The organism is Chitinophaga eiseniae (genome assembly GCF_900167135.1).
In the GTDB taxonomy this organism is placed as follows: Bacteria; Bacteroidota; Bacteroidia; order Chitinophagales; family Chitinophagaceae; genus Chitinophaga; species Chitinophaga eiseniae.
In genome coordinates this window covers 194663-215338 of the sequence record NZ_FUWZ01000004.1, presented here as the reverse complement: position 1 = coordinate 215338, position 20676 = coordinate 194663, and the positions used below count along the sequence as shown (strand labels likewise).

The following is a 20676-nucleotide window of genomic DNA, read 5'->3' as shown; positions in this document are numbered from 1 at the left end:
ATAGGGTCTCTCTTTTTTGGGGGGATGTATCAATACGTAAAGAAATAATCCTGTAATATCTTCTTGTCTTTTGTCTGCGTAAGTCCCAGCATCAGCAGGATACGGGCTTTCTGGGAGCTCAGGTCATCGGCCACAAACGTGCCGAGCTTGGCGTCGTCGGTTTCATCATACAACGTTACGCGCCCGGATACCACCCGCGAACTGCGGCATACGGTCACACCTTTGGCAACCGCCCGCGTTACCGCGTCCACATTCGCTTTGTTCAGGTTGCCGTTACCCAGACCGGAAACAACAATACCGTCCACGCCGGAAGCCACATAAGCATCAATAGCGGTAGAAGGCGCGTCAGCATACAGCTCGGCCACCGCCACGTTGGGCAGCTTGTCCAGACCGGTGATATCAAAAGGGGTGTTCTTATTCGCTTTGCGGAGATCATGCATATAGAACACCACCTTGCCGTCGTACACCTGTCCTAACGGACCAGCATTGGGTGATTTAAACGCATCCACATGGGTGGTGCTGATTTTTTCCACGCCACGGCCGTCGAAGATATTTTCGCTGAACACCACCATCACGCCGCGTCCTTTGGAATTAGGGCTGGCGGCCACTGTTACGGCGTCGTAGAGGTTCTTGGGACCATCTGCGCTGATGGCCGTCGCCGGGCGCATAGAGCCGGTGAGCACCACCGGCAGATCGTAGCGGCAGGTAAGACTGAGGAAATACGCCGTCTCCTCCTGCGTGTCCGTACCATGCGTGATCACAATACCATCGGCCTCATTGTTTTTGAAGATCTCATTGATCCGTTTGTTGAGCTTGATCCAGATATCTACTGTCATGTCCTGGCTGCCCACATTGGAAATCTGTTCACCTGAAATTTCCGCTACCTTGTCAATACCCGGCACCGCGTCGATCAGGTCTTTGATGGGCAGTGAGCCGGCCTTATAGGCTGCGCGGTCTGCTGACGCGCCTTTGCCGGCAATAGTACCGCCGGTGGCCAGTATCTTCACACGGGGAAGCTTCTGCGCGTTTACCGCGAAACAAATCATCAGTGAACAGATAACACATAACAGTTTTTTCATACAACCGCTTTTTAATGTTGGGGGGGGAAATTATTTTTTCAACGTTCCGTTACTTTTCCATACACCGGCGTATTCCCGCATAATTTCGGTGATGCGCTTGCCAATAACGGAGTAAGCTTCAGTTGGCAGGTTGGCCAGCGATACACGCACCGACCATTCCGGACCGTCGAAGCCACCACCGTTCAACAACACAACACCTGTCTTCTCCGCCAGCCGGAACAAAATATCTACCGGTTCAAAATTTTGTTGTAACCATTTAAAAAATTTGTCGCCATACACTTTTCCGGCCCACACCTGTATATCTATCTCGGAGTAATAACCGGCATTGAGCGGGTCTTTCACCAGCGGAATCTCCAGCTCATCCCACAATAACTTCAGCCGTTTCTGCACCAGCACCTGGGTGAGCTGTTTGTATTTATTTTTAGTGTCCAGCAGGGCGAAAGCGGAAAACAACATCATCTGCGTCTGTTGCGGCAACGACAGGCCCGCCGTATGGTTCAGGGCGACCTGGCGACTGTCGGCCACCATGCGGTCGATGAACTTCAGCTTTCCCGGTTCCAGCGTAATACTGCCATAACGTTCATTCAGCGTTTTGGTGGCAGCGGGGGACAGCCGTCGGATATTGTCATCGAACATATTTTTCTGATGGATAGCAATCACGCCTAAACGCCATCCGGTGCAACCGAAGTATTTGGAAAAGGAGTATACGCCGATGGTATTGTAGGGGATAGCTCCCATCAGGGATTTGAAGCCAGGGACAAAAGTGCCGTACACATCGTCCGTTACCACCATCAGGCCCGGATTATCTTTCTTCACGATTTTTATGATCTTCTTCAGTGAATCCGGATGAATGGCAGAAGACGGCGGGTTGCTGGGGTTCACGGTAAACAATATACGAATAGCCGGGTCCTTCAGCTTCTCCAGCTCACTGTCGGGGTACTGCCAGGTATGACGCCCGTCTTTGTTCATCGTGTTGGACTTGATCTCCACCACTTTGAAACTGTAGCGGTCCAGCTCCGGTATTTCGATATAAGGCGTAAACACCGGCACCATCAAAGCGATCTTGTCTCCTTTTTTGATGAGGAAGTTCTGCATCAGCGAATCGAAGATGTAACACATAGCGGCCGTGCCACCTTCTACCGCAAAGAGGTCGTATTTGCCGGCAGGAGGTTCGTTGTTGCACATCTCCTGGATAATATAGTCGTGCACGATAGGTTCCATATGTGCCAGCATCCTGTCCGGCACGGGGTACTGATCGCCGATCACGCTTTCCGCCAGCTCATGCACCCAGGCATCGGCGTCGTAGCCATGTTGTTTGAGGCCATACTTATACGCTTTCTGCAGCAGGTCTATCCCCGGCGCGGTTTTATTGGTGGATAGAAATTTTTCGAATCTCTTAGCGATGCCTTTTTTCTCCGGGATACCGGCCAGGCCCTCTGCATTGTCCATCACCCTGCGGCATTCCTCGATACCGAACAACCCGAGGGTAAAGAAGGCCTCCCGGGGCGTTGTTGCTACCCAGTTGGGGTTGCCCCTTCCGGCGTTCAGCATCACGGTGGCCGATTTGCGGCTTTCGTCCTCTGCAAGGTTTATCAGATCGTCTTTTAGCTGGAAAGGGCTCAGGCTTTCCAGCAGGTGTTCTCTTTTTCTGCTGGTTTTAATTTTTGTGAGGGCCATACGATAATGTTTTTGGGAGATCACTGACTACTATCTGATACGGGTTTCATCGCATCAGCATGACAATCACCACGCCCCAGATGATCAGCAGCGTATTACCTACAGCGTAGGTAACCGTATACCCGAGGGCAGGCGTTTTACTGTCCACCGCATCCTGGATAGCGCCCAGGGCGGCAGTAGTAGTGCGCGCGCCGGCAGTGCAGCCCAGTATCAATGCGGGGTGGAATTTGAAAATATATTTACCCATCAACACCCCTGCCAGCAGGGGTAAGGTAGTGGCTACTGCGCCTACCAGGAAAAGACTGACGCCTACCTGTTTGAAGCCATCCACAAAACCAGGGCCGGCGGTGATGCCTACTACAGCTATAAACATATTCAGCCCCACATTGTTCATCACCCACAAAGCGGGTGCTGGAATGCGTCCAAAAGTAGGGTGCTGTGAGCGGAGCCAGCCGAACACCAAGCCGATGATCAGCGCGCCCCCACTGGTACTAAGACTGATAGGCACGCCGCCGATACGTACGGTCAGCACCCCTATTAATCCGCCTATCACGATACCCAGCCCCACGAAAGTCATATCTGTTTTCTCCGTAGGCCTGTCAGCGTAGCCTATCTCCCTGGCAGCTTTGTCTACTTCTTTTTTAAGTCCTACCAGCTCCAGCACATCTCCCCTTTCCAGCACGGTGTCGGGCATTACCGGAACTTCAATGTCTGCCGCTTTGATACTGCGGATAAAGATACCGTGCATGTAGGGTTGTGCTCTCAGCGTACCCACTTTCATCCCGGCAATGTTTTTCTTTGCTACCAGTATCTGTAACGCTTCTGCCGGGAAATGCAGCAGTTCGGCGTCCTGCACCTCCGGGCCTATCAACCCTCTTTCACCCATCAGGTCTTCCCGGCGGCCGCTCAAAACAATTTTATCTCCTTTACGGATGACCACGTCGGGCCTGGCGTCTATCAATTTGTTTTGTTGCCGCAGCCGCTCCACGAACAGCCTTGCATGCTCCTCTGCCAGATGCGTTTCCAGCTGTTGTACTGTTTTACCGTCACCAAACCAGTCGGCCGTAACAGTATAAGCACGGAAAATCACCACCCTGTCGGCGGAGATCATGCCAGGCTGCGAGCTTTCATCGCCGGCGCCCATGGAGGCTTCCAGCTCTTTACAGGCTTTTTTCACTTTCTCCAGGCCTCCCAGCATGGCCGGCGCCAGGCTGGCCAGCACCCATGCGGAACCGGCAGTCCCGAATATATAGGTCACCGCGTAACAAACAGGTATCGCATTGTTGTAGTCAGTCTTCTGCGCAGCAGTCAGCGGTAGCCCGTTGATCGTGTCCCCCGCTACACCGATCACGGCGGAGATGGTCTGCGACCCCGCCAGCAGCCCTGCCGCCTGTCCCATATTATAGCCCATAAAACGCGCGCAGAGCCAGGGAAAAATAAGGCAGCTCAGCAACATCAGCACGGCGAACCCCATCTGCGGAAGCCCTGTTTTCTTCAGTCCGCGGAAAAACTGTGGCCCTACGCTATATCCAACAGCAAACAGAAACATCAGGAAAAATACAGACTTCACCGTGGAAGAAATATCGATCTTCAGTTGCCCTACCAGCACGCCGACCAGCAGTACTGCCGTAACTGTACCAAGACTGAAGGTTTTGATTTTTAATGGTCCGATAGCAAAGCCCAGTGCGATAGTGAGGAAGATAGCCAGTTCAGGGTATTGCTGCAATACATGAGTAATCCACTGCATAAATGGTCATTTTCGTTCGGGAATAACGCTGTTACAGCACCTAAACAAGAGCTGCTTTGTTTTTGTTCAATGACCGGGAAATGAGACTATTAAAGGCTACTCTTGTAGTCGGGCAATAGCAGATCGATAGCCACCCATTCATAATTATCCGTGCAGCTTACGTCCATTGCCCCCTGCATCGCTGCAATAAAGGGCGTGGGCACCCAGCAATACAGCACCGGGTTAGTGCCGCGCGCCCCTGCTGTGAGATAGATCCAGGTATCTACCGGCGGCAGGTCGTATACATCTACATACCCCTGGCTTTGGGCTTCAGATGCACCATCTGTCACTGTTGTATTAATTTCGTGCGCCACGATCTGCCCTTTCATCTTCATCTCCTCCCAGGTGGCGGGTGATACCCCGGACCTTGGCTCCAACGCATTAAACAATACACGCAACACCACGTCCGCTTCGCAGATATCTACGTTCCAGGCAACACCCTCCTCGTTCAGTTGAAATACCGGCACACCATCGATCACCGGGTTCGTTTTCCTGAATACAGTGCGGTTGTCCCATTCCCCCGAAACCCTATTATCCATTAATTGCCCGGTCCAGCCAACCACCTCCTGCAATCGTTTCAGGAACCGGTGCTGACATACCGGTCGGACCATCGGGGAAATACGTTCTGATACAGGTAACGGTTCCGGAAGTACGACCGGCGCTTCTGCCTTTACGCGAGAAGGAAAAAAATGCCGCCACAGCACCACGACGATCATCGTTACTCCCAGGATAGGACATAACCATAAATTCAGGTCAAAATGTTTCATGCTGTACGGGATAACACGGGTAGTATTACCGCTGCATCACTTTATCAAGGTAAATAGTAAAGTTGCCCGATACTTTCACCTTTTTGGCGCCGCAGAGGTCCGGATTATACATCGGGATACGGCCGGCGTTAGCAAGGCCTTCTTTTATGCAGGGCTCAGACAGGGGGCTTGGGCCATAAGCTGCATTATACCGGAACCGGCCGGTCAATTTCAGCCAATGGGCAGTATCTTTCACCTCCGTTAAAGTGAGATAGGTTTTACTGTTGTTCTGTTCAGGATCGGTATCGTAAAACACAAAGTAACTCATACCTGAGTAATCCATATGGCCGTTGCCATTCTCCGCTGTCAGAGAGCCGGTGGCCGTTCCCTTTTGCTCTCCTTTTTCCTGCAGCGAAACTTCCATCAGACCTGTATTGACAGCCGTTTTGGCATCAGTGTTGTCGTCAATGACGATACTGCCTACGCCAAATCCTTCGAGGGTGGTTTTGGTAAACTTCAGCAGGCCTACATTCACATCCTGCCCCCTGCTTTCAATTTGCCGGTTTACATCACCTTCAACAGTAATGGAAATGCTGTTCAGGTCCGCGGGATCGCTGTTATCGTCCGTATCGTTGCCGGATTTGCTACAGGCGGCAACTGCGCACACCATCAATGGTAAACAAACTTTTTTATAAAACATGGTATGCAAGATAGCATACTTTTTCAACCTCTCCAATCCGACAATGATAATCATAATATAACCTTCCCCTTCTTTTAATTTATCTTGTCCGATCCTATTTTTGATGGCGAGCAACAGTGCATCCGAAATGACTACGCTACTCAACAAAGCCGAACTTTCCGCATTCGACAGTATCTACAGCCAGTACCATCAGGCTGTGTTTAAGAACATCTGTAAGCTGGTCCTGCAACCGGAAGTAGCAGAAGATATCCTGCAGGAGGTTTTCATGGCACTATGGAACAACCGTCACAAACTTGAGCTGACCCATGATGTGGCCCGCTGGTTGTTTGTCGTGAGTTATAACAAATCCATCCAACACCTTAAAAACGCCGCCAGAGAAAAGACCGTGCTGGCAGCACATCCGCAACAAGCCATATCCACCGAGGATGATAACTTCGCGCTGCTGAAAGACCTGCAGCTGCACCTGATCAGTGATGCCATTGAGCAACTGTCACCCCGGAAGAAAATGATCTTCCGGCTTTGCCGCCTGGAAGGAAAATCGCTGCAGGAAGCCGCCTCCATCCTCGGCATCTCCCATCATACCGCCAAAGAATACCTTAAAGCCTCCTCCGCCTTTATCAAAACTTACATCGCCGCACAACAGGCCACCGTTCCTGTAGCGGGGTTGCTGCTCCTCAGCGCCTACTTACAATATTGACCCAGGTTAGTTAACGATTTGGTAACATAACGCGCTCCCCCCTCTTTGCTCTTCATTGAGTTTTTATAGATGAATACATGGAACAGTTTTACTTATTACTGGAGAAATTTAAAAAAGGGCAGGCAAGCGCATCGGACATCGCTCAACTGGAAGCGCTGATGCAACAGGGTGCGGACGAACCTTTGAAAACAGCTATGCTGGAAGCTTATCAGCAAAGTATCGTTACAAAAGAATCCGTGCTGTCTTCCGAAAAAACCGCCGCCTTACTGGACCGGCTACATGCTGCCATGGAAGCTGAAGTAGTGGCCGGCACCCGGAAACGATCTGTAAGGGCGCTGTTGCTTCCGTTGTCTGTAGCGGCATCGGTGTTGATACTGATTGGCACCGTTTATCTGAAACACCAGGCAGACAGGACGCGCAGTGCAACACCAGCTTCAGTGGCCAGCCGTCATATCAGCAATATCAGCAGCGGTGTTAAAACGCTGGCGCTGGCCGATGGTTCTGTTATACAACTGGCGCCCGGGAGCTTGCTCACGTGGGAAGATAGCACCGTACTACGCAGGCTGACCTTACAGGGAAAGGCGGAATTTATCGTGCAGGCAGATACGAAAAGACCTTTTATCGTGAAAACCGCCGGCATCACGGTCACCGCCCTGGGTACCACGTTTACCGTGAACGCACAGACAGCCAACAAAGTAGTGGTAAAACTATCGGAAGGAAAAGTACAAATACATACTTCCCTTCAGCAAGAGGATGTATATCTGTCACCGGGAGAAGAATATGCCATCAACACCATCACCCGGTCGTTCGATATCAAAAAGGCCGACAGCCCGAAAGCACCTGTCAACAAGGCGCCGGAGGTCAATAATGTAGTACTTTCTTTCAACAACGAGCCGCTGGACCAGGCCTTACGTACCCTGGCGGCGCACTTCCAAACGAAAGTATATTTTCAGCAGGAAGATGTCAGTGCATTGTATTTCACAGGGCAAGTATTAAAAAGAGACTCCCTGCAGTCTATTCTGGCCGCTATATGCGCCATGAACCAGCTGGAGCTTAAAGGGACAGCCGACAGCATCATTATCAGCAAATAAAAAACGAACGGCCGCCTTTATCTGTTTGACACATGCTGCAGCATGTGCAGGCCACGCATTGTTAAAAAAATCGTACAAATACATTATCATATGATCAGACTTTTAAGAAGGTACTCCCGTATTCTTTTATTACTGTTATGTGCCATGCACACCTATGCACAGGAAGCCGGCAAGGCTGTTCTCGTGAAAGGAAGTGTGGTAAGCGAGAACGGCGAGCCCCTTATCGGTGTATCCATTACCGTTAAACAGCGGAACGGTAAGGAAACCTACAACGCATCCACCAACGAGCGCGGCGTATTTCAGCTGCAGGGCCTCAAGGCAGGCGCGCAGTATGATTTCTCCTTCACCTTCATCGGATATGAACACAACCGGGTGGATGGTTTTATCGTTAAAGCGGGAGAAGGAAACCTGCTGCTGGTACGGATGAAAGAATCCAGTCACGGTCTCAATGAGCTGGTGGTAGTGGGTTACGGCAGCCGTACGAGGAAAGAGCTGACCGGCGCCGTCGCCTCCGTGCGTTCCGCCGATTTGATGCAGCAGCCCGTCACCTCGTTTGACCAGGCCCTTGCCGGCAAGATGGCCGGCATACAGGTGATGCAGACGAACGGCGCTCCCGGCGGCAACGTGTCCATCCGCGTACGTGGGGTAGGCTCCATCAGCGCAGGCAACAATCCATTATTTGTCATCGATGGTATGCCCGTGACCAACGATACGCGCAACGCCTCTCCGGGCGTGAACAACTACCAGCAGCCGGCCAACCCGCTGGCGGCGATCAATATCAACGACATCGCCTCCATTGATGTACTAAAGGATGCCGCTTCGGCAGCTATCTACGGCTCCCGGGGTTCCACCGGTGTGGTGCTCATCCGCACTAAAAAAGGCACCGCCGGCAAACTGACTGTCAGCTATGACGCCAACTACGGCATTCAGCAGGTCAACAAACATGTAGATGTGCTGAACGCCTATGACTATGCCCAACTGGTATACGATGGCCATAACAACGCATACCTCGATGCAGTGCCCACCGGCAAGCCTACCGACCCCAACAACGTGCGTCCCAGGAACCCGTCCACCTGGATACCACCGCAGGTGCTGCCTTATCTGGCTGGTGAAAAAGGACTTACCAATACCGACTGGCAAAAAGAGATCTTCCGGCAGGCGCCTATGCAGAGCCACAACGTCAGCATCTATGGCGGCAACGAAAATCTTTCCTACTATTTCTCCGGTAACTACCTCAACCAGGACGGTATCGTGATCAACAACAACTATAAACGGTACTCCAGCCGCTTCCGCATCGACGGCGGCAGCAAACGGTTTCGTTTCGGGGTAAACATGAGTCCTTCCTTTACCGACAACCACCTCGTAAATGCCGAAGGACCCTGGTTCGCCCCCAACTCCGGCGTGGTAGCGCTGGCCCTCGGGTATGCCCCCATCTTCCCGGTGCACAACCCCGATGGCACCTTTGCAGATTCGGTGAACGTGTGGGGCTATGGCCAGACCAACCAGCTGAACCCCGTGGCCGTGGCCACGCTCATCAAAGACCGCATGAAGAATTTCCGCCTGATGGCCAACGCTTATATGGAGTATGAAATTCTCTCCGGCCTGAAATATAAGATCTCTGCCGGTGCAGACATCAATACTTTCCGCAGGGACTACTACCGGCCTTCCACCCTGCCGATCCCTTCGGGCACGCTGCCCTCCGTAGCCACCGGCTTTTCCAATACGGACCAGTACACCAACTGGCTGACAGAACACACCCTGTCTTACGCAAAGATCTTCGGTAAACATAAAATAGACGCGCTGGCAGGGTTTACGGCACAGAAAGAAAACCAGGAGCACAATACCCTGACCGCCATCAATTTCCCCACGGACATCGTCACCACCCTGAATGCCGGTCAGATCAACGCCGGCTCCTCCTCGCAGGAGCAGTGGAGCCTGAACTCCTGGCTGGCGAGGGTGCAGTACAGCTATGCGGATAAATACTTCGTGACCGGTTCGGTGAGAAGAGACGGTTCCTCCCGCTTCGGCATCAACAAAAAGTGGGCTTCCTTCCCGGCTATCTCCGCCGCATGGCAGGTCTCCAACGAACCGTTCTTTAAGGGCGTAAACGCCATCAGCTCCCTGAAAATCCGGAGCAGCTACGGCCTTACCGGCAACTTCCAGATCCCCAACTATGGATCGCTTGCGCAACTGGCCAACTATAACGGCACCAACGCCAGCAACAGCAACTATATACTTGGCAACCAAACACTGGTGAACGGCGTTTCGGTGGTGACACCCGCCAACCCGGACCTCACCTGGGAAAGCACCGCCAGCTTCGACGCCGGGGTGGAAATAGGTTTCTTTAAAGATGCGCTGAACCTGACAGTGGACTTCTATAATTCTAATACCACCAAACTGCTTTTAAATCTTCCTGTACCCGGCATATCCGGCTTCAGCACCTATCTGCAGAACATTGGCGCGCTGAACAACCGCGGGATGGAAATCACCTTATCCTACAACAAAAAACTGGGTAAAGACTGGTCACTGGAAGGCAACGCCAACTTCTCCTTCAACAAAAACAAGGTGACCCGGCTAGGCCCTTCCGGCGCGCCCATCATCGCTACCGGCGGTACCGGCAATGCGTATTTCATCACTAAAATCGGTGAAGCCATCGGCTCCTACTACTTATACGAGACAAACGGCGTTTACCGCGACAAGGCCGATCTCGACGGCTCCGCCAAAACCAGCAACCCTACCTACGTGGGCGACCTGAAATTCAATGACATCAATAGCGATGGAAAAATAGACGCCAACGACCGGACCATCATCGGCAGCTTCCAGCCTAAGTACATCTTCGGTTTCAGCAACACCCTGCGCTACAAACAGCTGGACCTCAGCTTCTCTATCCAGGGCAGCCAGGGCAATAAGATACTGAACCTCTTCCGTCGCTACATCGCCAACGTAGAAGGCAACTTCAATAACCTGAGCTTTGTAAAAGACCACTTTGTGTCTCCGGACAATATCGGCAACGGCTATACCAACCGGGCCAACCGTCTCGCTACCGGCGGCAACGGCATCACCTCTTCCTGGCATATCGAAGACGGTTCGTTTGTCCGGGTGCGGAACATCGCCCTCGGCTATACGTTTCCCGCTTCCCTGCTGAACCGGATTCACCTTTCTGGCGCAAGAATATACGGCGCGGTACAGAATCCTTTCACCTTCACTAATTACTCGCTGTTCAATCCTGAAATCAGTAACCGTACCGATAATGCGCTGACCGCAGGGGAAGACTATGGATCCTATCCGCTGGCCCGCGTCTATTCTATGGGACTTAACATCACCTTTTAACGAACCATCATGAAAAAGTATATATTCTATCTGCCCGTATTACTACTGCTGCTGAGTGCCTGCGGCAAAGACTTTTTAAACCTGACACCACCGTCCGTCATCTCCCCCGGTACTTTTTTCAAAACACCGGAAGACGCCATCACGGCTGTCAACGGCTGTTATGAATCGCTGGCTTTGAACAGTCAGTATGGCAATACCTTCCAGATACTGATGGAAGCAAGGGCCGATAACTTCACCGACCAGGACCCGTCCTCCAACGCCGGCCAAAACTACCAGATCAACCGGTACTCCGACAACCCTGGCAACACCAATTTCTATAACACATGGGTAGGCGTGTACAATGGCATCTTCCGTTGCAATACCCTGCTGGCCGCCATCGACGGGATCAAAATGGACGAGCAGCTGAAGAACCGCATCAAAGCAGAAGCCCGGTTTATCCGCGCACTGGACTATTTCAACCTCGTCAGGCTTTGGGGAGGCGTACCCGTGCTGACCACCGTTGTAGATCCTGTCAACGCCGTGAATCAAAAAAGAGATGATGTAGCCACCGCCTATAAATTGATAGAGGAAGACTTAACCTTTGCCATCGCCAATTTGCCCAACACCTATCCCGCCAATGAGCTGGGTCGCATTACCGCCGGCGCCGCCAAAGGACTGCTGGGAAAAGTATACCTCTATGAGAAAAAGTACGCCAACGCACAAACGGTATTACAGGAGGTGATCGATTCCAAAGTGTTCTCACTGTTGCCCAATGTGGCGGACGTGTTTAACACCGGCAACAAATACAACGCTGAAATCGTCTTCGCCGTTCGTTATGCCAAAGGCGTCGCCAACCAGGACCACGGCTTCTGGTATGCCAATTCACAGGTGATCACGGTCGATACCACGCTGACAAAAGCCTACGACGCCAACGATCTCCGCAAGCCGCTCGTTGATCCCGTAAAGCCTACCGGCAACGCCAACATCATGCCCCGCAAATTCCTCGATCAGCCGGTGAACGGTAACGCCGGCAACGATTTTCCCGTGCTCCGCTTCGCGGACATCCTGCTAATGCAGGCCGAAGTGCTGAATGAACTGGGATATGCCGCCAACGGCAACGCATTTACTTACCTTAATAATGTCCGTACCCGTGCCGGTCTGGCCGCTCTTACAGCTATGGCACTGCCGGACCAGGCCAGCTTCCGCGCGGAAATCTACCGGCAACGCAGACTGGAGCTGCCTTTCGAATGCGACCGCTGGTTTGACCTGGTACGCACCAACAGGGCCATATCGGAAGTATTCGCCAACAAAAAGGTGACGCTTCCGGCGTTTAGGTTGCTGTATCCGATACCGCAACAGGAGATAGATATTATGGGATTTGCTCAGAATCCGGGGTATTAAAAAAGAAAGGCCTTAGCGATCAGTAGCTATCGCTAAGGCTTTTTACATTGTAAGCACAGAGAAAACTAGTGATTGACCGAACCTTGTTATTTTAGCCTTTTATTAGATATATCGACAACAACATCAAAAATATTTAGTGGTTCTTGCTCAGAAAAATATATTACATAAGTTTCGTACCATCTCTTACTAAGTATCTTGTTAGCCTTTCCGGGATTAGAAAAATCAATTAAATGGATAACGATAACTTTATTCCCTGTATTGTCAACATAGCCAACATATTGTCTGTTATATTTATAATACAAAGACTTTGAATCATTCTTACCCGGCGCTTTAATGCCAACTTTTTCTTTATAATTATCAAAATCCTTATCGAAAACAGTTTCTGCAATAGCTACGTCTAAAGAATCAGGGGTAAACCTTTCTTTTTTATCCGACATTAATATACCAGGATTATAATCACCATTAAAGATCACCCCTATACCTTTATAAAACTGTACCATTTTAACAAAACAGTAGTTATCACCTGCAAGATAGGTATCAGATATCGTCTTTATTCGACTAACGCAACTAAATATGGCAGTAATAGGTACAATAAAAAAAATAAAAGTTTTCATATTAATATTTTATTACAGGTATGGGAATCCCACCAACATAGATAACATAATTCGCATTATACCTCGTTCCCGGTATAAGTATATCACCTCTGCCTATGGGTGATCCAGTGGTGTTATCAACACCATAGTATTGCCGTAATGGCAAATTGTTTTCTGATCGTAGCAAATTTTCCCAATGAGTTGAATATCTCTCTGCATTAGGTATATTAATATTTTTTCCACTGGCCTCTTTCATGGTAAACCACGTCCTATAATCAATTTGATCATCTGTTATTTTATCATGGCTATGACCAAGTTCGTGCCCTAAGCCAATAAAACTAGAAACACTCCTGCTGCCATGTATATCTAACCCTCCTTCAGTACTTGATGGATTCCAGGATACACGATTTTCAAGCTTTAAACGCGTATCGTATTCTATATAACTATTACTGCTACCTTTTACAATATTTGTATACTCTGAACTATTTTGAAGGTCAGTAACCAACTTTTGGCCATTAGCACCCCCTGTTCTTATATTGTCAAGTGCATTAACTGTCCGCTTCAAAAACCCTTTCGTTTTTTCGGCGTAGGCACTACCATCTGTATTAGTCACCTTTCCATTTTCATAATTAACAGTTCGTTTACCCCCAAGTCCTAAAAACCCTACCCTAAAATGTATTCGTACTGTATCACCAAGAGGATCTGAAAGCAATACAGGATTATCACTCATTGCGGCATATGCACTAAAAACCATATCTGGTTTTGGGTCTATCTGCCAAAACCTCCCTATCTGCGGATCGAGTGTTCTATAAAACGCATCATACTGATTTAGGTCTAAATCCGTCGTATGTTCTATTCCATTGTATTTTTTCCGGTTCTTAGGATAGTCACTTCCTTTCAACGCACTCGAACTAATCCCCGCCATCGTCAACCCAAATGGATAGTAATGCGTTTCCTCCACTAATGGGCATCACGCCATCATTGCTTTGTATCTCTCTTCCAATTAAATAACTCGCTAAATGAAATCGTATCTATTGCAATAGCGCCAGAGTTTACAATCACCCTCTTACCATAAATATATTTGGAATCCAAAGGTGATAATTGCGCACTCTCTTCTGCCTTAATCGTTCTCTTATCCCAGTTCTCAATTAAATCACATATATGCTTAGTAAAAGGTTTATATGTTTTAGTATCCAACTTACCGTTCTGAAAAGAATAATCAACAAATCCTTTTTTATTCCATATTCTACCAAGCGTTATCCCGCTATCCATAAACTGTGATTCTAATATCCAAATAGTATCATTGGTTTTATTAAGGAAATCCAAATTCCCTTTTTCATACAATTCTAAGCGTATTTTATGATTTAATTCAGACAGTTGTCTAGGTTCCTGTTGGTTACTCACCTCTATTCTTTTAGAAATCTTTTTAAAAGATTGGGAATAGCATTTATTAGCCAATAACATAAACAGCAATAAAGCTAGCGTTATATTTTGCATGATTACTAATATTTATAGGGAGTTTGCTTATTATTTAGCACTTTATTATTAGTCTGATTATTTGAGTTATAATATAGGCTTTCCCTTGTTCCTGCTTTCAAAATCCTGGTTTTGTTTACTGGAGTACCGTTAATATCCATTGAATAATGAGTACGTAACGGAATTAAATGTTCAGCTCTAATTTTATTCTCAACATGTGTTGCCGATATGTCATCATTGGGAATAGGATTGGGATAAGGATTTCCATTATCATCGCTTTTAACCCAAGGACTTTGATCGGAAGAGCCATTCCATATTCTCTGTTGATGAGCTAGTTCATGACCTAAGCCGATGAATGCTGGTCGCTGAGTTCCTCCATTCTCATTGGGTCCTGAGTTTGTTAATTGTGGATTCCATGCTACGCCAAGTCCATTAGGATCTGTGAGATTGCCTCCTTGAGTTGTTACAATATCCATACTCCTTTTATCAGCAGCTAAATCATCTACTAATGCTTTTCCCTCTTTACCGAGAGTTAACTGTCCTAATGCTCCCGAGAGTGCATTAGCAAATTGATCGTTGCCCTGATATCTTTCTTGTGTTACAACATCTAAGCCACTCATTGCATCTACACTTGTCTTTGTTGAATAAAATCCATATCCACCTCCCTGAGAGTAACTATAATAGAGCCTTTGCCCAGTACCAGTAGTTACCCATATACTATCGCCGTTAACATCAATATTATTGATGGGATTGTTTGCCCCATATTGGTATGGCGACATAGCATAATATTTTTCTGCATAGGCATCCTGTATTAGGAATCTCCCAATCTGTGCATCATACATCCTCGCACCATAATCATACCATTCTAACCCGCTTCCGTCATTGAACTCCTTACTCTGCAACTCTTTCCCATTATATTTCTTCCTATTCTCCGCATAACTCGTCCCTTTTAAAACATTCGAACTTATCCCTCTCATGGTGAGTCCAAATGGATAATAGTGCGTCTCTTCCAGGACCGGTCCACTGCTTTGGCCTACCAGCAGATTATCAAAAAACACCTCCTGCGGACTCTCATTGCTGGTATAAACATACAAAAATCCGCTCTTTTTCATGACCATCTTATCCTGTGAGAGCGTCTGCAACTGGTCTGGTTCGGCTTTCACCTGCTTCACACCGCTATTCTCCTCTACCATTTTAAACTGGTCATCAAACAAAACATAATTAAGATATGCTTTGGGTTTACCCGGTTGCTGGTCCGGTTCTTTTTCCTTCAGCTGACGATAGTCATTGTTATAGAAGTTCGTATTAAATGGCGTATTCATTGCGACAGCAGGAGCGCCGTGTGTGGCATCAGCGGAAGTGCCACCGCCAAACGCATTGACCAGGTCGGCTATCATATTCTCCGCCGGTACGACCGGGCTGTTTTTATCCACCGGGCTGTTGGATTTGTAAAATGCCTTACTGCTCAACTGGACCGTATCCCCTGCCATGACCCGCAGTACCAGCGAGGGGCCTATCTTTTTCCCGGTACTGGTAGCTGTCAGTTTAGCCACGGATTCATTATCGCCTGCACTTTCGTCTGCCGGGTACCCGACAGGTTTAGCGCTCCTGGTATTATCAATATTACTGAACAGCAAATTTTCTTTGGCAGCATTGGGTGTTTCCATGGTAGCTGCATACATGGTGAAATTCGTCTGGTCCGTCAATACCAACCGCGTGTTGCCCAGATGGTCTTTTACAAAGTAGTCATATACGAAGGTCGGCGCCTGACCTGCCTGATACACCGTCCGTATCCTGCCTTCTTCATGGCTGGCAAACCGGAGGCTGTCATTTTCGTAAACAAACCCTCCTAAATAGTCTGTGGTGGTAACTTTGGGCGTCCCGCCAGTATTATCCGAAACTGTCTTGCGGACCTTGTTGCCAACAGCATCATACAGGAACCGGATACTTCCTTTACCTATAACAGTGATTAATTCCGGCAAATGGAGATGATTGTAGCTGATGGAAGCTATTTGTTTATTCTCATCGCGGATGAGATTACCAGCGCCATCATAGTTATAATCAATACCATCGGCCTGGCTGTCGGAAAAATCGCCTAAACCGGTTTTGGCTCTCACGGTATCATATACGGACTTCAACTGGTTGCTGTTGTTATTATAACGATAGCTCAGCTGATCAACATTCCCGGGAGCATTGTTCAGCTGCCCGCGCTGAAGCATACTCAAAAGGTTCCCATTCGCATCATAGCTGATATGCTTCACCGTAAAATCTACCGTATTATTCAGCCAGTTACCGCCATTTATCTGGGAGAAAGCGGCGCCTTTTAAGCGATTGACCTGATCATAGGTAAAACCGTAAGCCCGCTGTGTAGTATCGTTCCATCCCTTCCAACGGATACCGGCGATATTTCCGTTATAAACCTTATTCGTAAACCCATAATCGTAGTTCAGCTCCTGGCCGAAGTGCGCTCCCCCTGACCCATTTTTCAGATATTCTTTACTGATACTGCGCAGCCAGCCCCGCAGATTATAGTCATAAGTCTGCCGCTCCAATGGAGTACCTGTGCCTGCAATTCCGAGCTCTTTTATTTCCTGCAAACCAATCTGATCATAGGTATTTCTGACCACTGTACGGGCCAGACCGGGATTATCGTTCAGCTTTTTATTAACTGCTTTCAACCTTCCCTGTGCATCATAGAGCATTGTGGTAAGCACAGTAGTTTGTGGTGTCACACCGCTTCGGCTGTTTGTATGCCGCTGGTAAGTACTGACTATTTTTCCGTTGAAATCATAACGCGTAGTTATCACATCCATGCCACCGGCAGCATTATCTGACAACACCTGGCTAACTCTCCCTTTATCATTATAATAAGTCGTGGTGGTTAACCAGGTATCCGTGCCCAGTATACGGGTGCGTGTTCCCGTTACCAACCCTGTTGTGAGATTACCCACTGTTACCGGCTCCACATAGAGGTTTCCGGAGTCAGAGGGCTTACCAAAATCGCTGTTCAGCGATACTTTAGCCCCCTGAAAGTCATATTTATCGTAAAAGGTAAAAGTTAACGGCTGTAGTGTGCCGCTGCTGAAAACATCCGGCAACGGATTGCTGACGGCAATATCCACCCGGCCACTGTTTTGAGCCGGATTAATACGAACATCAACATCGGCGCTGTTCTGCGTGTCAAAACCATTTTCCAGCGACACAGAATTAGTGGCTTCGTAGAGGTTCCGGTCGTGGTAAGCTACCGTCAGGTCGGCTGTACCGGGGAAGACATAGCTGCTGGTACCACTATTATTGACAGCGCCGTTCATTTGCGTTTGCAGCACCTCCCTTGATATATCCCTGTTGTACAGGGCTGTTTCCACCGGACGGTTCAACGGATCATAAAACGTCACGTGCCATTGTTTCAATGCCCGCAGGCTGGAGTCTCTCGTGAATACCAGCCGGTCGCGCACATCATACACCATCTCTACTGCACCTGCACCGGGAAGTTTTTTGGTAACCATCCGGTTTCTGGAATCGTAAGTATACTGGAAGCAGAGCCCGTCAGCGACAGCTGTAGTATTCCAGCTGCCGGTAATCTTCTCAACCCCCAACGGAGGGATTACAAAACGCAGGTTGCTCAGATCATCGTAAATATAGTAGGTACATAACCAGCCCATATGAGCGGAGCCGCTATTAGTGCTTCCAGACATTTTCCTCAGTACCAGCTGGCCGGACTTATCTTTATATTCCCGCACCTGTCCTCCGTCTTCATCGGTGGTGACATCTACGGTCAACTGGCCGGCGGCGTAAGTGCCAGTACTGACTGGGCTACCGGTGGCGTTTATATTCCAGATACGCACAGAATCCGCGGTAGTATTCACGAGAAACTGATGCGTCACCGGTCTGGAGGCCCAACTATTCCCCGGAGCATACGTTTTCAGCACCCGGTTCAGTGGAGATGCTTCAAACTCCGTCTGGCTATAAAATATCCGCTCGTCAGGGTACCTGCCGGAATTACGGTAAAACTGGTCCTGATCGCTGAAGGCAGCTGGCTTGAACTTACCATCTGTGGAAGCATGCATATAAGGCAGATACCTGAACGCTTCACGTCCAAATGCATCATACACCACCGGCGTCACCATATCATTTCCAGTACCTCCCATCCCTTTTGCCACTGTTTGCAGCGGCCGGCCAAGGCCATCAAAATATTGGGTAGTCTGCTTTACATCGGCTACCGGATTGGCCTGGGCAGTTACGGTAACGGGATCAGTTAAGGGCCTGGATGGCTCCCAGGTCCGGATATAATTCACAGTTGGATTCGTATAGGCACCAGGGATGGTCACGGGTGTCGCCGAAGGGAGAACGCCGCCGGGAGTTTGGCTGACAGCTACCTTTCCGTCGGACATAATAGCAACAAACAACAAAAAAGCAAAAGTCCGGGCAGCGCGATGTTGATTTTTTTCTCTCATAGGTTCTATACTCGGGTTACAATCAGGAAAGGGCTACATCAATTCGTTCTAATAAGAAACAAATCTATTACTAAATATAAAAAATATTCCGGTAAGCGGAAGTAAAAAACAAGGCTTTAGCGATAAAAACCGCTAAAGCCTTGTTTCTAAAAAATTCACATCCACTTACTATTTATACCCCGGATTCTGCTCCAGGTTCGGATTGGCATCCAGCTGGGCCTGCGGGATGGGGAACAGCTTCCTGAATTCTGCATCTGCCGGGTGGAACTGCCATTCGCCGTTCCATTTGCCGAAGCGGATAAGGTCCTGCCGGCGGCAGCCTTCCCAGATAAACTCCCGGCCTCTTTCGGCCAGCAGGTTATCCAGTGTGAGCGTCACCAGCGGTTTGGCGGTGGCGAAGTTACGCGCCCGTACTTCGTTGACCAGCGCCAGGGCCGGCCCTGCCTGGCCCGTACGCAGCAGGCATTCTGCTTTAAGCATGAGTGCATCGGCGTAACGGAAAATCACGAGGTCGTTGTCCTGATCGGAGTATGGCGTGTTCTTCTGGATTTCATACTTTACGATGCGTACACCTTCTGTCTGCGTGGCGTTGGCCAGCTCCTTGATTTCCGGTGTGAAGATCAGCGGGGCGCCCTGCTCTGTCTTCAGCGGCGTGCCGTCCTGCGCATATTGCTGCCCTACGAGGAACATGGTTTTACGTTTGTCGTCGTTGTCGTAGGACTCATAATGCGCTTTGAGCGTGCACCAGCCGTTCCAGGGAGCGCTGGGCAGACCGTAAGTGTAGCGGTTGTTGTAGTGCAGCGTGAGGTAGTGCAGCATCATGCCTTTAGCATTGATGGCGTCATAAGGCACCACGAAGATATTCTCTTTTGAAGATTCATTCTTAGTGGCGAAATTGGCGAAATAGTCTGCTTCCAGCTGATAGCCCTGTTTGGTAACGGAGTCGCACATACGGATACAATCGTTCCAGCGTGGCGTGCCCGTGTATACCTGAGCGTTAGCATACAGTCTGGCCAGCAGCATGAAGCCCATGCCTTTGGTCACTTTACCATAATTCTTCGTATTGAGTTCTGCGGGCAACGCCTGGATATTGTCCAGGATCTCTTTTTCAATGAATGTAAAGGCCTGCGCCCGGGGCGTGTTTTTAGGCGGCTCTGACTGACTGAAGGACGTCACAATGGGGATATTGCCGAAAGCGTCCATGGCGAGATAAAAGTGAAACGCACGCAGCACCTTCATCTGTGCCTTGATCTGGTCTTTGGTGGGCAGCTGAATGGCGGATTGATCCATCTTTTGCAGGATAGCGTTGATGGGGTTAACGCCATTCTGGTAGATGCTGTTCCACATATCATTGATATACTGATGTGTTACGGGGAACTGGTGACTGATCAGCACGCGCCATAAGCCCCCCTCGTTCCAGTCGGCGCCGCGGGAAGGCACGGTGGTTTCGTCAGTGGTGACTTCATTCATTTTCCAATAGGCGTCCCGGTAGTTGCGCATATTGGCATACGCGCCGTTGGCGAAGGCGTTCAGCTCATCTTCCGTTTTCAGGAAGTTATCGTCGGTACCGCGGTCGTAAAAGGTTTCATCCAGCTTGGTACAGCTGAAAACGGCGCAGGCCATGCCTGCCAGTAAAGTATATTTTAAGATGCTAGTCTTCATGATCG

14 protein-coding genes are annotated in these 20676 nt (G+C 49.2%); 4 read left to right on the top strand and 10 right to left on the bottom strand.

Annotated features, from left to right (window positions below; genetic code table 11):
• Positions 1–29: 29 nt before the first annotated feature.
• From B5D63_RS24650 to B5D63_RS24630, 5 genes are all read right to left on the bottom strand, one after another.
• Positions 30–1079: a type II asparaginase gene (locus B5D63_RS24650; protein WP_078671539.1), complete on the bottom strand. Its 1050-nt coding sequence runs from the start codon at positions 1077–1079 to the stop codon at positions 30–32.
• A 30-nt stretch (positions 1080–1109) separates the two neighbouring features.
• Positions 1110–2756, bottom strand: a complete 1647-nt coding sequence (aspD, locus tag B5D63_RS24645; RefSeq protein ID WP_078671538.1) for an aspartate 4-decarboxylase — start codon at positions 2754–2756, stop codon at positions 1110–1112.
• A 46-nt stretch (positions 2757–2802) separates the two neighbouring features.
• Positions 2803–4503 carry an aspartate-alanine antiporter gene (gene aspT, locus B5D63_RS24640; RefSeq protein WP_078671537.1) on the bottom strand — a complete coding sequence of 567 codons (1701 nt, stop codon included), beginning with the start codon at positions 4501–4503 and terminating at the stop codon, positions 2803–2805.
• Positions 4504–4592: 89 nt separating this feature from the next.
• The gene (locus B5D63_RS24635) at positions 4593–5309 is read right to left on the bottom strand and encodes a hypothetical protein (RefSeq protein WP_078671536.1); all 717 of its coding nucleotides are present in this window, start codon (positions 5307–5309) and stop codon (positions 4593–4595) included.
• A 25-nt stretch (positions 5310–5334) separates the two neighbouring features.
• Positions 5335–5958, bottom strand: a complete 624-nt coding sequence (locus tag B5D63_RS24630; RefSeq protein WP_078671535.1) for a hypothetical protein — start codon at positions 5956–5958, stop codon at positions 5335–5337.
• Between the two features lie 157 nt (positions 5959–6115).
• Here B5D63_RS24630 and B5D63_RS24625 point away from each other — a divergent pair, with 157 nt between their 5' ends.
• From B5D63_RS24625 to B5D63_RS24610, 4 genes are all read left to right on the top strand, one after another.
• A complete protein-coding gene (locus B5D63_RS24625; RefSeq protein WP_159456146.1) occupies positions 6116–6685 on the top strand; it encodes an RNA polymerase sigma factor in 570 nt (189 codons plus the stop codon).
• 77 nt (positions 6686–6762) lie between these two features.
• On the top strand, positions 6763–7776 hold the full coding sequence (locus tag B5D63_RS24620; RefSeq protein ID WP_078671533.1) for a FecR family protein: 1014 nt from the start codon (positions 6763–6765) through the stop codon (positions 7774–7776).
• A 90-nt stretch (positions 7777–7866) separates the two neighbouring features.
• A complete protein-coding gene (locus B5D63_RS24615; protein WP_078671532.1) occupies positions 7867–11106 on the top strand; it encodes a SusC/RagA family TonB-linked outer membrane protein in 3240 nt (1079 codons plus the stop codon).
• A gap of 9 nt (positions 11107–11115) precedes the next feature.
• Complete coding sequence (locus tag B5D63_RS24610; RefSeq protein ID WP_078671531.1) at positions 11116–12486, top strand: RagB/SusD family nutrient uptake outer membrane protein; 1371 nt, start codon at positions 11116–11118, stop codon at positions 12484–12486.
• Between the two features lie 86 nt (positions 12487–12572).
• On the opposite strand, the gene B5D63_RS24605 is transcribed toward B5D63_RS24610, so the two are convergent.
• From B5D63_RS24605 to B5D63_RS24585, 5 genes are all read right to left on the bottom strand, one after another.
• Positions 12573–13100, bottom strand: coding sequence for a hypothetical protein (locus B5D63_RS24605; RefSeq protein WP_078671530.1), 528 nt, complete (start codon positions 13098–13100; stop codon positions 12573–12575).
• Between the two features lies 1 nt (position 13101).
• Positions 13102–14040, bottom strand: a complete 939-nt coding sequence (locus B5D63_RS24600; protein ID WP_262488169.1) for a M91 family zinc metallopeptidase — start codon at positions 14038–14040, stop codon at positions 13102–13104.
• A 17-nt stretch (positions 14041–14057) separates the two neighbouring features.
• Complete coding sequence (locus B5D63_RS24595; RefSeq protein ID WP_078671528.1) at positions 14058–14576, bottom strand: hypothetical protein; 519 nt, start codon at positions 14574–14576, stop codon at positions 14058–14060.
• Between the two features lie 5 nt (positions 14577–14581).
• Positions 14582–19009: a DUF6443 domain-containing protein gene (locus B5D63_RS35130; RefSeq protein ID WP_159456145.1), complete on the bottom strand. Its 4428-nt coding sequence runs from the start codon at positions 19007–19009 to the stop codon at positions 14582–14584.
• Between the two features lie 168 nt (positions 19010–19177).
• Positions 19178–20671 (bottom strand): RagB/SusD family nutrient uptake outer membrane protein, encoded by a 1494-nt coding sequence (locus B5D63_RS24585; RefSeq protein ID WP_078671527.1) that lies wholly within the window; start codon positions 20669–20671, stop codon positions 19178–19180.
• Between the last annotated feature and the right edge of the window lie 5 nt (positions 20672–20676).